At 42.7% G+C, this 15,275-nt stretch carries 11 protein-coding genes; all 11 read left to right on the top strand.

Features of this window, described 5'->3' with window-relative positions; all coding sequences use genetic code 11:
• The first annotated feature begins 45 nt into the window (after positions 1-45).
• Positions 46-1,170 carry an efflux RND transporter periplasmic adaptor subunit gene (locus C8D73_RS01155; RefSeq protein ID WP_021718350.1) on the top strand — a complete coding sequence of 375 codons (1,125 nt, stop codon included), beginning with the start codon at positions 46-48 and terminating at the stop codon, positions 1,168-1,170.
• A gap of 1 nt (position 1,171) precedes the next feature.
• Positions 1,172-4,258, top strand: a complete 3,087-nt coding sequence (locus C8D73_RS01150) for an efflux RND transporter permease subunit (protein WP_113077053.1) — start codon at positions 1,172-1,174, stop codon at positions 4,256-4,258.
• 18 nt (positions 4,259-4,276) lie between these two features.
• Complete coding sequence (larB, locus tag C8D73_RS01145; protein WP_021718352.1) at positions 4,277-5,032, top strand: nickel pincer cofactor biosynthesis protein LarB; 756 nt, start codon at positions 4,277-4,279, stop codon at positions 5,030-5,032.
• Between the two features lie 4 nt (positions 5,033-5,036).
• Positions 5,037-6,368 carry a nickel pincer cofactor biosynthesis protein LarC gene (gene larC, locus C8D73_RS01140; RefSeq protein ID WP_113077052.1) on the top strand — a complete coding sequence of 444 codons (1,332 nt, stop codon included), beginning with the start codon at positions 5,037-5,039 and terminating at the stop codon, positions 6,366-6,368.
• Positions 6,358-7,311: a ribonuclease HIII gene (rnhC, locus tag C8D73_RS01135; RefSeq protein ID WP_021718354.1), complete on the top strand. Its 954-nt coding sequence runs from the start codon at positions 6,358-6,360 to the stop codon at positions 7,309-7,311. The genes larC and rnhC overlap by 11 nt, the downstream gene beginning before the upstream one ends.
• 23 nt (positions 7,312-7,334) lie before the next feature.
• Positions 7,335-8,183: a ChbG/HpnK family deacetylase gene (locus C8D73_RS01130; protein ID WP_113077050.1), complete on the top strand. Its 849-nt coding sequence runs from the start codon at positions 7,335-7,337 to the stop codon at positions 8,181-8,183.
• 1 nt (position 8,184) lies between these two features.
• Positions 8,185-9,192 (top strand): lysylphosphatidylglycerol synthase transmembrane domain-containing protein, encoded by a 1,008-nt coding sequence (locus tag C8D73_RS01125; RefSeq protein ID WP_021718356.1) that lies wholly within the window; start codon positions 8,185-8,187, stop codon positions 9,190-9,192.
• Entirely contained in the window at positions 9,189-10,112 is a 924-nt protein-coding gene (locus C8D73_RS01120; RefSeq protein ID WP_113077049.1) for an NAD-dependent epimerase/dehydratase family protein, read from the top strand. The genes C8D73_RS01125 and C8D73_RS01120 overlap by 4 nt, the downstream gene beginning before the upstream one ends.
• Before the next feature lie 7 nt (positions 10,113-10,119).
• On the top strand, positions 10,120-11,670 hold the full coding sequence (locus C8D73_RS01115; RefSeq protein WP_113077048.1) for an ArnT family glycosyltransferase: 1,551 nt from the start codon (positions 10,120-10,122) through the stop codon (positions 11,668-11,670).
• Positions 11,671-12,118: 448 nt separating this feature from the next.
• A complete protein-coding gene (locus C8D73_RS01110; protein WP_113077047.1) occupies positions 12,119-13,963 on the top strand; it encodes a polysaccharide biosynthesis protein in 1,845 nt (614 codons plus the stop codon).
• Positions 13,964-14,064: 101 nt separating this feature from the next.
• Positions 14,065-15,270 carry a DegT/DnrJ/EryC1/StrS family aminotransferase gene (locus tag C8D73_RS01105; RefSeq protein ID WP_113077356.1) on the top strand — a complete coding sequence of 402 codons (1,206 nt, stop codon included), beginning with the start codon at positions 14,065-14,067 and terminating at the stop codon, positions 15,268-15,270.
• Positions 15,271-15,275: the final 5 nt, after the last annotated feature.

Below are 15,275 nucleotides of genomic sequence, written 5' to 3'. Positions count from 1 at the left end.
TATAAATAAAAATACCTTTATTTCGATAAATTGAGGAGTAAAAAAATGATTTGGCAGAATACAAAAGTTCGTATTGCAATTATCGCATCCCTGGTTCTTTTAGCAATTATTGCTTATCGTATTTATGGTAATATCCAGGCTAACAACGAGCGTGCGAACCGTGTTTCGCAAGGGCAGAATATTGCGGTGGCCACATCTTTCCCGCAGCGGCAGAGTATTACTCCTGTTATGCGTTTTGCGGGCAGCCTTGATCCTGTTTGGCAGGCCGATGTGGCAGCTAAAATAGATGGCAGGGTAGAGAAGGTTTATGTTAATGAAGGTGACAAGGTCACAGCTGGCACTGTGCTGGCTCATTTAGAGCAGACAGAACAGACGGCTAATTTGTTATCGGCGAAGGGTTCTTTGATGGATGCCCAAACGACTTTGGAAAGAGCTGAACGCGAGCTGCAGCGCTATCAGGCATTATATGAAAAGGGCGCTGTTTCGGAGCAGACAGTAGATAATTACCGTTTTGCCAGAAACAATGCGCAGGGCAAGCTTTCAGAAGCTCAGGGCGTGTGGGACAATATGCAGGATAAGCTGAGCGGAGCCAGTGTAACTGCGCCGCAGGACGGTATTATTTCTAAACGTTATTATCAGGAAGGTTATTATGCTAAAGTTGGCACAGCGCTGTTTAATATTGCCGATATTTCTGAATTGACTGCTAAAATAAATATCCCGGAAGGTCAGATCAGCAATATTGCTGTTGGCGGATTGGCTGATATTACTGTGCCCGCATATCCTGATGATAAATTCAGCGGTATGATCACACGTATCTCGCCGGTAGCAGATATGCCGGCAAGGACCTTTGCTGCTGAGGTGACAGTGGACAACAGTGCCGGTAAATTACGCGGCGGTGTTTATGCCAATGTTGTCATTACAGCCGAGCCGAAAGAGAATGCACTAGTTATTCCTATGAGCGCTATTGTAATGCGTGAAGATCAGCGTACGGTTTTTGTTGTTGATGATGATGGTGTCGTCAGCCGCAGAGTTTTAACAATAGGTTTTGTCAATGATAATATGGTAGAAGTTTTAGATGGTTTGAGTGATGGCGACCGGATCGTTACCGGCGGTCAGAATAAATTGCGTGAAGGCAGTAAGATCAAATTAGAAGGACAGGGTGCTAAATAAAATGATAGGCACATTTATACGCAGACCTGTTTTTACGACGATGTTTGTACTGCTTTTAGTAGTATTCGGCATTAAGTCGTATCCTAATTTGGGTGTCGATTTGTATCCTGACGTTGAACTGCCTCTGGTAAGTGTTACTGTTACCTATACAGGCGCTTCACCTGAGGAAATGGAAACTCTGATAACCAGACCTATTGAAGATCGCGTCAGCCAGGTTGCAGGTATTAAAACCCTGTCGTCAACTGTACGCGAAGGTTATTCGCAGACGACGCTGGAATTTGAGCTGGGTGTTGACCCGCGCGAGATGGCCAGTGAGGTGCGTGAAAAGGTTGCGTCGGTACGCCGGCGTTTGCCTGACGACATCGATGAGCCGGTTGTACAGCGTTTTGATATTTCGTCACAGTCGATAGCGGCATTTACTTTTGCTTCTGATTCGCGCAGCCGTGAAGAAACCCGTAAGATAGTTGAAGACGTTGTTAAAGAAGAACTGCAGCGTGTCGAAGGCGTGTCCGAAGTATCTGTTGTCGGCGCCAGCCTGCGTGCGATCAAACTGATTGCCGATCCTGAGAAGCTGAACAGTTATAATATTTCCTTTCAGACTATCTTAGATAAGGTCAACAGTGAAAATATCAATACTCCTGGCGGTAAGGCCCGTTATAACGATATGGAAATAACAGTCCGTACGTTAGGCAAATATAAAAATATCGACGATATTAAAAACATCGTTATTGCCAATCAGGATGGTCGCCCGATCCAGCTTTCAGATGTTGTGAAGGTTGTTGACAGCTGGGAAGACGAAGACACCTATTCCCGTTCTAATAAAGTACCCAGCGTTATGGTCTTGGTAATGAAACAGTCTAAGACCAATACTGTAGATGTTGTTGACGGTGTCAACGCTTCTATGGAACAAATGATGGAAAATGATTTGCCTAAGGATATCAAGGTCGATGTCGTACGCGATCAGTCTGCTTATATCCGCGAGAATGTTGCCGATGTCTGGAATGCTATTCTTTTCGGCGGCTTTCTGGCGCTTTTGATAACTTATATGTTCCTGCGCGATTTTCGGGCTACGATCATCGGCGGCCTTTCTATACCGACCTCCGTTATTGCCACGTTCTTTTTGATGAAGTCGATGGACTTTACGCTGAATAATATGTCGCTGATGGCTTTGAGCCTGGCAGTCGGCATCCTTATCGACGATGCTATCGTTTTGATTGAAAATATTTTTCGGCATATGGAAATGGGTAAGTCGCCGATTCAGGCTGCTCAGGACGCTACAGAAGAGTTATCTCTGGCTATTCTTGCTACTTCGCTTTCTTTGATGGCGGTTTTTGTACCGATCGGTTCTATGGGTGAGGTAGTTGGTCAGTATTTTAAACAATTCGGCTTAACTGTCGCTTTTGCGCTGGCTTTTTCGACGATGGCTGCTTACACGCTTACACCAATGATATCGGCTTATTGGCTGAAGGATTATCGCGAGGAACATGCCAAACCTTATAAGCATCCGCGTCCCAAAGTTGTACAGATTTGTCTGGATAAATTTGAGGCCGGGTTTCAGGTAATTTGCCGGATGTATGATGAATTAATGGTATTTGCGTTCCAGCATCCTTGGAAAATAGTTTTGATTTCTGTTGCTTCACTTATTTTTAATCTTTTTCTGTTACCTTTTATTGGTACGGAATATCAGCCGACATACGATTCCGGTGAATTTTCCGTCAGTGTTAAAGCTCCTGCCGGTACAAGTATCGAGCGAATGAAGGAGCTGACGCTGCCGTTGGAAGAAGAAATCCTGCAAATGCCGGAGGTCAGGATTGCAGCGATGCGCTTAGGCGGTTCGCGCGTGCCTATTAACGAAGGCAATATCGATGTCAAGCTTATTCCTTCGTCTGACAGAGATCGCAGTATGATCGATATTATGGATGAGCTGCGCCGTAAATTTGGTAATGTCGAAGAATTGAAAGTCGCAGTCGTCAGTAACCAGGGCGGCGGACGCGGTGACAGCAGACCGGTGCAGGTAGGTCTGCGCGGCAGTGATCTTGAGCTGCTGACAACTTATGCTCAGAATCTGGCGGAAAGGATCAGACAGGTTCCAGGTTCTACTGATGTTGATATTTCTTCATCGGAAGAAGAACCGGAGATCATCGTTAAGGTCGATCCGCTGCGTGCGAGCGCAATGGGGCTTGATTCAACTTCCGTTGGTAAAGTTGTGGAAATGGCCTTTTTAGGCAAAAGCACAAGCAATAGTTTTACTATCGGTGATAACGACTATGATATAATTGTACAGTTGGATGCTGCGCATCGTCGTGATATCAATGACGTTGCCAATCTGCGTGTTTCCAATACGGAAGGGAAGTTTGTCCGGTTGGGCGATGTAGCTGACGTGTATTTCTCGTCCGGTCCTACACGTATTGACCGTGAGGACAGACAGCGCCAGATCGTTGTTTATGCTAATACAGTCGGTATTACTCCGGGCGATTTGATCCAGAAGATCCAGACGGAGATGATCCCGGATATGAATATGCAGGTCGGTTACCGTTATAAAATGATCGGTCAGGCTGATACAATGGCAAAAGCCTTTAGTGAGATCGCGAAGGCGGTTATTTTAGCTATTATTATGATCTATATGGTTCTGGCAGCAGAGTTTGAAAGCTTTATGCAGCCTTTGGTAATTATGATGTCATTGCCGTTTGTGATTATCGGTGCTGTTTTAGGCTTGATGGTAGCAGGGCAGACTGCAAATATGATGTCGCTGATCGGTTTTACGATGCTGCTGGGTCTGGTTACAAAAAATGCGATCCTGCTGGTCGACTATGCCAATCAGGTACGGGCTAAGGGTATGCCTTTGCGCGAGGCCTTGCGTGAAGCTTGCGCTTTGCGTATTCGTCCGATATTTATGACAACGCTTTCGACTATTTTAGGTATGCTGCCAATTGCTTTGGGTCTTGGTGCCGGTGCTGAGCTGCGCCAGTCTATGGGCGTGGTTTTAGTTGGCGGTCTGACGACGTCGACTTTGCTGACTCTGGTTGTAGTGCCGCTGTTATATTTGCTGAGCGAGGAATGGAAAGAGAAACATTTGCATAAATCATAGTTAAGGAAGTATTATAATATGACTTACGAAGAAAATTTGCTGGCGCTTTTGGAAAGTTATAAAGCAGGCACTATCGACGCTAAAACAGCTTTGGAAAAGCTGCATGCTGCGGATTATACTGACCTTGGTTTTGCGAAACTGGATCATAACCGCAGTCTGCGTCAGGGGTTTCCCGAGGTTGTTTACTGCGAGGGTAAAACAGTAGAGCAGGTTGCTGCGATCATGGAAAAGCTGGCACAGGTACACAATAATATTTTGGGAACACGTGCTGATGCCGATAAATTTGCAGCGGTGCAGAAGGTGCTGCCCGATGCGGTTTATCATAAAAATTCGCGCTTGATTTTTGTAGAGCGTAAACCTCTTCCAAAAGATGATAAGCGTTATATCGCCGTTGTGACGGCGGGTACAAGCGATCTGCCTATTTCAGAGGAGGCGGCATTGACTGCTGAGATCATGGGCAATCAGGTAGAGAGGGTTTACGACGTAGGTGTGGCTGGTATTCATCGACTGTTTGATAAACTTGATTTGATCAGAAATGCTAATGTAGTTATTGTCGTTGCCGGAATGGAAGGCGCTTTGGCAAGCGTTGTCGGCGGCTTGGTCGAACGACCTGTAATAGCGGTGCCTACCAGTGTCGGTTACGGCGCTAACTTTCAGGGGCTATCGGCACTTTTGGGCATGCTCAACAGCTGTTCGGCCGGTGTGGCTGTCGTTAATATCGATAACGGTTTTGGAGCGGGGCGTATGGCAAGTATTATCAATCATATGAGGTGATGTAATGAAAGCAATCTATATAGAAGCATTTGCGGGTATCAGCGGCAATATGCTGCTGGGAGCTTTGATCGATGCAGGTGTACCGTTCGATCATCTGGCGTCTGAGATGAAAAAGCTGCACTTGGGAGAGTATGAACTGATCAACGAACGTGTTAATAAATGTGGGATTGATGCGAACTATTTTAATGTCTTGCTGCCAGATGAACATCAACATGACGTCACAATTGGACATCGGCATGAACATCCCCACGCTGGTCACCATCATCACGAACATGGCGATACAGGGCATAACCATGAACATCATTCCGATTGCGCTCAGCATTGCCATCAGGTGAAAGTGTCTGAAGAACCTGTGCATCACCACCATGAACATCGCAATCTGCATGATATAGCCCATATTATTACACATTCTGACTTGCATGATAAAATCAAAATGCAGTCTTTACAGGTGTTTACAGCTTTAGCAGAAGCTGAAGCTAAGGTTCACGGAAAAACTGTTGATGAAGTGCATTTTCACGAAGTCGGAGCAATCGACACGATTATTGATATTGCGGGCTGCGTTTTGGCTTTGGAATATTTGGGGATCGAAAAGATTTTTGTTTCCAATATCCATACAGGCAGCGGCTTTGTAAATTGTGCACACGGACTGATGCCAGTGCCGGCTCCTGCGACGGCAGAGCTGTTACAAGGGCTGCAGCACAGCCACGGAAAGATCGAAAAAGAGCTTACTACACCGACTGGTGCTGCACTGATGAAGGTTTTAGCAGTCAGTACAAATGATATTCCACAGGGCTTTAGCGGCAGTAAAATTGCTTATGGCGCCGGGACCTGGGATCTGGAAATACCCAATGTCCTGCGCATCAGTATCGGCGAATGGGAAGCTGAAGCCGGTGGTGAATTACTTGTTGCCGAATGTAATATTGACGATATGAATGGCGAATTGTACCCTTATGTGCAGGAACGCTTACTGCAGGCGGGTGCTTTGGATTGCTGGCTGACTCCGATCATTATGAAAAAAGGACGGCCTGCTCAAACTTTATCGGTGCTGCTCGATCCTCAGAACCTGGATCAGATGACTGATATTTTGCTGACTGAAACAACGTCGCTGGGAGTACGTTATTATGCGGTGCATCGCCATATCAATTACAGGAAGGTTACTATTGTGTCGTTGCCTGAAGGTGAAGTGAGAATTAAATATGCACAGATGGATGGGAAAATTGTGAATATTGCTCCTGAATTTGAGGATTGTAAAGTTTTGGCTTTAAAAAGCGGACACAGCCTGAAAACTATTATGCAGGCAGCAGCTGCTGCTGCGGAGGCACAACTTGAACAGTGATTTTGCTGCTTATATCGACAATTTAAAAAAGCAGATCAAAAGTTTTGACGCCAATCTTACAATTACTGAAAAAAAGCTGCAGTATGGTATACAGTTGACAGTAACAAACAGTGATAGTAAAGTAGTATTATCAGTATATAATGGTAAAAAGGGGATTAAGTTTGTTTGGGGCGGTACGGCTTCAGAATTGAGGTCCCAGCTGGAAGCAGTTTTGACAGGAAAAGATACTGCCGATAAAGGGGATATCGTACAGGCTATTGGAAATGACTATACACTTTTACGAAATTGTGCCGATTTTAAAGGTATTTGGGCAGGCAGTGACGAATCAGGTAAAGGAGATTTTTTCGGACCCTTAGTCGTTGCAGCAGTATTAGTAGATATTACGACGGCTGAAAAACTAGTCCGTTTGGGAGTCAGAGATTGCAAACTGATCAATGATAAAGAAGTTCTGCGGCTGGCAGAGCTGATTGTCGAAGCTGCTCCGATCAACACGGTTTTAGCTTTGAAGCCGGAAATGTATAATTTTCGTTATCAGCAAATGCGTGCAGATGGAAAAAATCTCAACCATTTGTTAAGCAATGGTCACATAGCTGTACTGCGAAATGTTCTGCGGCAATGCCCGCAATGTAATTATGCGCTGGTTGATCAATTTACAGCGTCTAACGACATCCGCGCCAGCTTACAGCAGGAATTTCCTGATGTTAATATAGTACAGCAGCACAGGGCCGAGGCAGATATTGCTGTGGCGGCTGCTTCAGTATTGGCGCGGGCTAAATTTTTGGAAATAATGCAGGAGCTGGCCGAGCAGGTTGGGCGAAATGAATTGCCTAAAGGTGGCAGTGACGCTGCGACAAACTGTGCGCGCGAGCTGCTGAAAGAATTGGGACGCGGTGCCCTGGAACGGCTTGTAAAAGTCCATTTTGCAAATTATAAAAAAATCTAGAGCCTTTCAGGAGGCTGAAATATATGAAAAAATTAATTGTTAATGCTGATGATTTCGGACTGCATCCGGCAATCAATGCTGGTATTATAAAAGGCTGCAGGGACGGTTTTATTACCAGTACGTCTTTAATGTGTAGCGGCGCTGCTTTTGATGACGCAGTACTTCAGGCGAAAGCAATACCTGCTTTAGGAGTAGGTATCCATCTTACTTTAGTAGGAGGAGGTAAACCGCTTTTACAAGCACGGCAGCTGCGAACACTTGTTGATGAAGATGGGCTTTTGCCTGCTGATTATACAGTTTTTGCCAAACGGTGGTATGCTGGCAGAATAAAAAAAGCAGAAGTTGTCAGCGAACTGCAAGCACAACTAGAACGCGGCTTAAGCTGTGGTCTGGAAATAACTCACGTCGACAGCCATCAGCATCTGCATGTGCTGCCGGGAATCGCCGACATCGTATTGGATTTGTGCAGTGCATTTGGTATTAAAAAAATTAGGATGCCGCAGGAAGGCTGGTTTTGGCGCGGTGGATTTAACAGCACTGCTGGCCGCCTGATCGGCCGTGAAGGCTTAAGCTTTTGCAGTGCTTTGGCGAAAATGAAAGCCAGACAGGCCCGTTTTGTCTATCCACAGCATTTTTTTGGAATGCTGGCCGGAGGTAATTTAAACGAATTCTTAGTAGGTGAAATCATTAGGAATCTGCCTGATGGCGTAAGTGAGATCATGACTCATCCGGGGATGGATGCAGAGTCTTTGGAAAAAACTTTTTCCTGGCAGTATCATTGGGAAGATGAGCTTCAGGCTTTTCTTTCTGAAAAAAATAAATGTTTATTGGAGCAGAAGAAAGTAACTTTGATAAACTTTGGTGGGCTTTGATATGCACAGAAAATTGATCCGCAGGTTGCTATGGATGTTTGTTTTTGTTATTGCTATTTCTGCGGCAGTTATTTATTTTACATTTGATATAAGAGCGTTAGAATATCTGACGATGTTTGAACCGTGGTGTATTGCTGCGGCCTTTGGCATTTTGGGATTGGGATTGGTTTTTGATGGTTTGCGGCTGATGACTTTGGCTGCTGTGACTGATGAAAAGCTAACTACCAGACAAGTGGTGAACGTTGTTCTAAGCAATTATTTTTTGGCGCTTGTTACCCCCGGAGCCAGCGGCGGTGCTGTAGCTCAGATCATGTTCATGCGCAAGGCGGGCGTGCCGGTAGCAAAGGCCACGGTCGTTGTTTTTGTGCGTACGATTATGTCGATCACTTTTTTGATTTTGCTGGTGCCGTTTGTTCTGCATAGTGATCATGCTTTGGTTGACTGGATGCCGACCAGTGTCATTACTATTGTATCTGTTTTATTTGTTTCGCTGCCGATTGCAGCAGTGCTGCTTATGAGGACCAGATATCCGGAGTTTTGGATCATTGGGTTAACGAACAATTTCTCACGCGATTTCAGGAGGAATTGTTTTATTTGGTATAAAGAATTTAAACAGGCATCTTTTATCATGGGCAAAAATCCTTTGAAAGTAATGCGGGCCTTTATTGAATCGGGGCTCAGTCTGTTATGTATTTATGCTACTGTACCAATGTTTTTTCTGGGTATGAATATCAAATTTGACTGGCTGCAGGTTATGGGGCGAATGGTTTTGCTGAACCTAGTACTGTATTTTTCACCAACTCCTGGCGGTTCAGGTGTCGCAGAGGCGGGCTTCGTTGTATTATTTTCTGAGCTGCTGCCTGGTGGTCTTGTTGGTATTATGGCAGTTTTATGGCGTTTTACAGCTGAGTACCTGCCGTTTTTATTAGGGGCAGTAGTTTCAATACGCGCCTTTGGCTCTAATGTTTTATCTATGAAAAATCTCAGGAAGGGCGAAGATCAACAATGAAGATTTTAGTTACCGGCGGTGCTGGATTTATCGGTTCGCATTTATTAGAGCTGTTAAATAGTGATAAAAATTATGAAGTCGTAGTTTTAGATAACCTTTCAAGCGGGTTCAGAGAAAATGTACCTCAAGGAATGAGACTTGTCGTAGCGGATATACGTTCGCAGGAAATAGAAGCGTTATTTCAAAAAGAAAATTTTGATGCAGTTGTGCATTTGGCTGCCCAGACAATGGTACCTTATTCAATCGAACATCCTGATGAAGATTGCGAAATCAATTTAGCAGGCTTGATCAATGTGTTGGAAAATTGCCGCAAGTATAAGGTGAAAACAGTTTTATTTGCCTCCAGTGCGGCAGTATATGGCAATAATGAAAATGTTCCTTTACATGAAGACCTTGCATTGATGCCAATGTCGTTTTATGGTATTACAAAAATGACATCAGAGCATTATTTACGTGTTTACCACGAGCTTTATGGTATCAATACAGTTGTTTTCCGTTTTGCGAATGTTTATGGCGAACGTCAGGGGGAAGGCGGCGAAGGTGGTGTCGTCAGTATTTTCTGTAAACTTTTGGCAGCAGGAAAAGCTGTGACCGTTTATGGTAATGGGGAACAAACGCGTGACTTTGTCTATGCAGGCGATGTTGCAGCAGCTATTAAAGCGGGATTGGCAGTTAAGGGATACCAGACTATCAATGTATCTACAGAGCATGAAACTTCGGTAAATAAACTTTTGGGCGCCTTTGCCGAAGTTGCTGCTGATAAACTTGAAGTTCGTTATGCGGAAACGCGACAGGGTGATATCTTCCGTTCTGCGCTGTCTAATGCACGTTTAAAGGAAATACTTGCTGTAACTCCGCAGATGCAGTTAAAAGAAGGTATCCAAAAAACTTACCATGATTATGTAAAACGGGGAAAGTAGGAAAATAATGAATAGGATCGAGAAGGGAAGCTTGCTCGTTTTAGCAATTATAGTTGCCTTCAATATCTTTTTTGGATTAGGCAGTATACCGCTGCTTGACCCGGATGAGCCGGTATATGCTGAAACTGCGCGTGAGATGATCCAGTTTAATGATTATCTTTCGCCGCGTATTTATAATGAATATTGGTTTGACAAACCGCCAATGTATTACTGGCTTGTAGCTGGTGCAATGCATGTGTTTGGGGATGGAGAGTTTGCAGCGCGTTTTCCTGCAGCATTAATGGCCTTTTTGACTGTAATAATGCTTTATTGTTCTATTACCAGGCTGTTTAACGAAAGAACTGGTTTTTGGTCGGCGCTCGTTTTAGCGACATCTGTACAGTTCTTTTATCTTGGCAAGGCGGCGGTAACAGATACGACGCTGTTGTTTTTCCTGACCGGATCTTTATTATGCTACTTGCATAAGCAGTATTGGCTGATGTATGTGTGTATGGCGCTGGCCACGGTAACAAAAGGGCCGATCGGGATCGTTTTTCCAGGCGCGATAATATTTCTGCATATTCTTTGTACCGGGCAGTGGCAGAGGCTTTTTAAAATGCACTGTTTACGCGGATTACTGCTGTATTTTTTTATTGCGGCACCGTGGTATTATTTGATGTATCAAGTGCATGGAATGGAATTTATTAATACATTTTTAGGGTTTCATAATCTTACCCGCTTTACAACGCCTGAGCATCCGACCCGAGTTTTGTGGTGGTATTATTTTCCTGTTATAATCCTGGGTTTGTTTCCCTGGACAGGGCTGTTACTGCAATCTATTAAAGCATCAATTACAGATAGCAGATCTGATGATCTGGAAAAAATGCTTTTCGTGAATATCTGGTGGCTTTTCGTACTGATATTTTTTACTATCTCTCAAACGAAGCTCGTTTCTTATATCTTACCTATGTTTCCAGCGCTGGCGATTGTGATTGGCTGGAATATTGCCAGAATGCAAAAAGAAAATTATGGTATCCGTTGGTCCTGGATTTTTGGCAGCGGAATAATGTTTTTATTGCTTACAGCCGGATGGGTTATTGGCGGGCAGCAATTGCCTGAAGTTGCTTTCGGAGGAATTGTGCTGGGCAGCGTAACTTTTATTTTGGGCGTAAGTATAGTTTGGGCGTTGTGGCGTTATCGCGATATTAATTTTTCAGCTTGGCTGCATGTGGTTACCGGTGTTTTGACAATGGTAATTGCATTTTCCTTTTTGTTGCCAATGGTTGCCAATCGTTTCAGTGTTAAAGAAATCGTCAGAGTTTATCATACGAAATGTGATCAGCAGAAACCGGTTTATGTTGATAAATTTTTGAGGCCTGGTTTTATGTATTATACTGGTGCACCGGGTGAGGAAGTAAAACCTAAAAGTGGTGATTTAGCCAGAGTTTTAAATGATCCTGGTCAAAAATATGTTTTGGTACGAGGATTGGAACTGCGCCGTTTAAAAGATAAGGATAAACTCCAAAATCTAAATGAGATCAAAGAAATCGGTGACATTTATTTGCTGGAAAAATATTAAAAGAATATATGGATTAGTTAGAAAAATGTAGATTAAAACAACGTCGCTGAAAGCGACGTTGTTTTTTTATGTCCTGCGGGTTTTTACAAACATGTATCGCGTTAGCTAAGCATCGCGATCGCGTAGAGAGCGATGCAAAAGTAATAGCAAGACCAGAATAAGTTTGATTCATTTATTTGTAAATGTCTTGCGGGGGGGGACTCGTGTGGTATAATTTTAACTGAATTATTTGAAACAAAAAAGTATTTTAAGTATAAAATGTAAAAATGAACCAAATGAAATTTAAAATACCTAAATACGATAAACATACAAATTATTTTTTTTCTGCAGTTCTGTTTTAGGTGAAGATAATGGAATTTGTTTGATGAAAAAATTATTTCTGATTAGAAGTGTGAAAGATTGCTATATACTGGTAAGTTTAATGTAAGTGATATGGGGATGAGAAAATTTGCGATATTTGTTATTGCCACTTTTAGTTGTAGTTTTAGATACCATCTGTATTATAAGTGCTGCATTTTTTAGTATTTATATACGCTTTGAAGATACTGCAATCGCCCAAAAATATCTTGAAATGCTTATCTCACAATTACCTATAGCAGTGGCTGTGCATTTGGTAGTATATTTTGTTTTTAAACTATATGGTAGAGTATGGCGTTATGCTGGTAGCATAGAACTTGTTGCCATCGTTGCTGCAAATATTGTTGCAGCTTTGTCTTGGTATGGGATTTCTATTTATATAGATTTGGCGTTACCACGCTCTTTATATATTTTTACTGCTTCTATTCTTGTTTTATTTGTTGGCGGCAGTAGATTGTTCTTTAGAATCTACAGTTGTTTTATTAATAAATCCAAACATAAATTTATATCAAGTAAAAAAGACAAAGTATTGATAGTTGGCGCAGGTGATGCCGGTGCACTGCTTCTCAGGGAATTAAATCAGTACCATATAGGAAAAAGACAAGTTATTGGTTTTATTGATGACGATAAAACCAAAATAGGAAAATATATGGTTGGTACAAAAGTATTAGGAAGTAGAGACGATATAGCAGTGCTTGCCGATAACTATGAAATTGATGAAATTATTATTGCCATGCCTTCAGTAAAAGGAAAAAATATCAAAGAAATTATCAACATTTGTAAAAAAACAAGCTGCAAATTAACTATTTTACCTGGGGTATATGAAATTATAGAAGGCAGTGTGAGTGTAAGTCAATTACGCCCTGTTGATGTTGAAGACTTACTAGGCAGAGATCCGGTGGAACTGGATAACGTAGCTGTTGCGAAGTACTTGTCAGGGAAAACAGTGCTTATTACTGGTGCTGGTGGCAGCATTGGCAGCGAGATTGTGCGTCAAGTTGCTAAAATGTATCCTAATAAATTGCTTCTCGTTGGTAAAGGAGAAAACAGTATTTATGAAATAATGCAGGATATGAATTTAGAATATCCCCAACTAAAAAAAGTGCCCATTATAGCAGATGTTAGAGATGAAGAACGAATTAACGCTATAATGGACTATTTTAAACCTCAAGTAGTGTTTCACGCCGCAGCCCACAAACATGTGCCTTTAATGGAATACCAACCATCTGAAGCAGTGCGAAACAATATTTTAGGAACTAAAGTAATAGCAGAAACAGCTGCCAAACATAAAGTTGAAACCTTTGTAATGATATCTACAGATAAAGCAGTGAATCCAACTAGTGTTATGGGTTGTACCAAAAGAATTGCTGAAATGTTTGTGCAAAGTATGAATAAAGAAAGCAGTACAAGATTTGTGGCAGTACGTTTTGGTAATGTACTTGGCAGCAGGGGCAGTGTAATACCACTGTTTAAAAAACAAATAGCCAAAGGAGGACCGGTAACTGTTACAGATGCAGAGATGAAACGTTATTTTATGACTATTCCTGAAGCAAGTCAATTGGTACTTCAAGCCGGAGCAATGGCGAAAGGTGGAGAGGTATTCGTACTTGATATGGGAAAACCTGTAAGAATTTATGATCTTGCCAAAGATTTGATAAAATTATCGGGTTTTATACCCGATAAAGATATAGAAATAAAAATAACCGGATTAAGACCCGGTGAAAAGCTGTTTGAAGAACTTTTGAGCGCCGAAGATGGTACCGAAAAAACCACGCACAGTAAAATATTTATAGCCAAGATAAAAGACGTTGATAAAGCAGAATTACAAAGGCAGATAGTCGATATTTTACAGATCACCGAAGGTGATGCAGTTGTAAGAAAATTGCAGGAGATAGTGCCTACTTATACGCCTAACAGAGATGCGTTAAAAAAGTAAGGGCAGATTACAAACAGATTAGAAGGTGCTTTTTGTTGAAAGAAAATGTTCTAAAGAAGTTTTCTCCGCTGATAAAGAAAGTATGGCTCAGTTCGCCTACCATGCACGGAGAAGAACTTAAATATATGCAGGAAGCTTATGAAACCAACTGGATGTCTACTGTTGGTGAAAATATCAACGCAGTGGAACAGATGCTATGCGAAAAAATTGGCTGCAAATATGCCGTTGCTCTTGCCTCTGGTACTGCGGCTTTGCATATGGCAGTCAAATTGGCCGGGGTGCAAAACGGTGATAAGGTTTTTTGCTCCGATATGACTTTTGCCGCCACAGTTAACCCTGTCGTGTATGAAGGCGGAGTACCTGTTTTTATAGATGCCGAATATGCTACCTGGAATATAGACCCTGCAGCATTGTCAAAGGCTTTTGAACTTTATCCAGAGGTAAAGGTTGTCGTTTTGGCCCATCTTTACGGTAGTCCCGGAAAGATGGATGAACTCAAAGCCGTTTGTGATAAACATGGCGCAGTTATCATCGAAGACGCTGCCGAATCACTGGGCGCGACTTATAAAGGTGTGCAGACGGGAAATTTTGGTAACTATAACGCTATTTCTTTTAACGGCAACAAAATTATCACCGGTTCGTCTGGTGGAATGTTTTTAACAGATGACGCAGCAGCAGCCGATAAAGTGCGCAAGTGGTCGACTCAAGCCCGTGAAAATGTACCATGGTACCAGCATGAAGAACTTGGTTATAACTATCGCATGAGCAACGTTATCGCAGGCGTCGTACGGGGTCAGCTGCCTTATTTAGAAGAACATATTTCCCAAAAAAAGGCAATCTACATGCGTTATAAAAAGGGCTTTAAAAATTTGCCTGTCAAAATGAATCCATTTGATGCTGTCAACAGCCAGCCAAACTATTGGTTAAGCTGTCTGCTTATTGACTCCGAAGCCATGTGCAAACAAGTATGTAGTGAAAAGGAAACATTTTATCTAAGCGAAAAAGGAAAAACCTGTCCTACAGAAATTTTGGAAGCTTTAGCGGCGATGAACGCTGAAGGGCGTCCTATCTGGAAACCGATGCACATGCAACCCCTATATCGAATGAATGCTTTTGTTACCCGGGCAGGCAGCGATAGGGCAAAAGCTACGTACTGTATTAATGGCGCCGAAGCAGTTCCAAACGGAAATTCTGCCGATGTGGCCATGGATATTTTTGAGCGGGGCGTGTGCCTGCCCAGTGATATCAAAATGACGACGCAGGAGCAGGACAGGATTATTGAGATCATAAAAAGCTGTTTTGAATGAAGAGG

Source organism: Phascolarctobacterium faecium DSM 14760, from assembly GCF_003269275.1.
GTDB lineage: Bacteria > Bacillota > Negativicutes > Acidaminococcales > Acidaminococcaceae > Phascolarctobacterium > Phascolarctobacterium faecium.
Note: the sequence above shows the minus strand (reverse complement) of the source record. Positions and strands in the feature narration are given on the sequence as shown.